The 1,553-nt window shown below is 65.0% G+C and carries 1 protein-coding gene; it reads right to left on the bottom strand.

The window, feature by feature from the left end:
* Window positions 1–115 precede the first annotated feature (115 nt).
* Window positions 116–1,195: a replication initiation protein gene (locus I71_RS34330; protein ID WP_049976479.1), complete on the bottom strand. Its 1,080-nt coding sequence runs from the start codon at window positions 1,193–1,195 to the stop codon at window positions 116–118.
* Window positions 1,196–1,553: the final 358 nt, after the last annotated feature.

Below are 1,553 nucleotides of genomic sequence, written 5' to 3' on the forward strand. Positions count from 1 at the left end.
AGCAACGCCGCTGCGGCCGCGACAGTGGATTGGACAGGGTGATGTTTTCCATGCTCACGGTCATCGTGCCTCCTGTGTGCCGTCCCCGGGGGTCCACAGCCAAACGGCCTGCGGCCTACACCGGCCGCCGCCGTTCGCGCTGGGAGCGCGTCGGCGGCCGGCGTTTGGCTGTGGACTCCGGGGACGGCAGTATAGGCCTGGTGAGGTCCTCGAGGTCGAGTTGGACCGGCTCGTCGACCGCTTTCGCGCGGGACTTCCGCACCGCCTTGGAAGGGGGATCAGCCGCCGGGCGTGTCTTCCGAACGGGCTTCGGCGCGGCGATCGCGGTCGGCGCCGGCACGGGCTCGGCATGCTCGACCGTGCCGCGGATACGCGCCTTGCGTCCGGCCTTCGGCCGCTCCAGCTCGTCGGCCGCCGCGTCGATGCCGCGATCGTCCTTCAGCAGGAAGCGCAGCCGCACGCGGACCACCTTCCGGCCGTTTCGGACCTCCTCCACCTGAAGCGTGAAGTGGGCCAGGGCGTCGATCTCCAGCTTGGCCTTGCTGAGAACAAAGCGTTGGAGATCGGTCCAGTCGCGATAGACCCCTTCAGGCACGCCGAGCTTGAGCCGCAGGTCGGGCACGGTGAGGTCCATCTCCGGGTGGCGGCGGCCCGCGTAGAGGCATCCCAGCTCGTAGAGCGTGATGGCGTACTTAGATTGCAGGGCCATGAGCGCGGCGCGGTTCATGGCAGCGAAGGTGTTGCTGTCCTTCAGCAGCGCGCGAGTGTGGCGGTTGAACCGGAACTCGACCCAGGACTGGTCGCCGTCGTCGGTCTCCTCGATCAGCTCGTCGAACAGGCCAGCGCGCACGATGGCTGCGCGGCCGCGGCTGGACAGCCCGCCAGTTTGGAGGCGGATCCCGGCCACCTCGTCGAGCGTGTCCTTCAGGCGCTCGTTGCTCTTGTGGCCCTGCCGGATCTCGCGCTTGGTGATCCGGTGAACCTGGTCCTTCCAGCCGTTGGCGCCGGCGGTGGCGAGCAGCAGCGCCAGCGTCCGACGGGCCGCCAGGGATGGCGAGACGCCGCGTGGGAAACTGATGTCCGTCAGCTCTCCAGGCTTCACGATTTCGGTGCCGTCATGCTGTTCGGCCGCAGCCGCGGCGCGGATGGTGCGACCAACCGAAGGCAAGGATTTCCGCGGCATGAAGGCACCCATCCCGACTTCTTGGGGGCTATCCCGAGCAATTGGGGGCACAGCCTATCCCGAGCCGTAACGATAAGTCAACTCGGCTCGGGATAGCCCCCAATTGCTCGGGATGTGCCCCCAATTGCTCGGGATAGAGCCCCCAATTGCTCGGGTAACGACCCCAAGAACTCGGGAACTTCGCCAGAAACCATTGAAAAAAAAGGAACTTTTTCCCTGAAACAGAATCTAAGAATCTAAGAATCTAGGGGCAAGGCCTTGAAATGTGTGGATAAGTCGAGCTTGCGCCCCATCGGGGGATTTTGGTCCCAGGGTGGAAGGCCAGCCGCTAGGTGCGGCTGGCTGGAAGGTTAGAAGTGTTTGATGTAAT

The organism is Azospirillum sp. B506, assembly GCF_000333595.1.
In the GTDB taxonomy this organism is placed as follows: Bacteria; Pseudomonadota; Alphaproteobacteria; order Azospirillales; family Azospirillaceae; genus Azospirillum.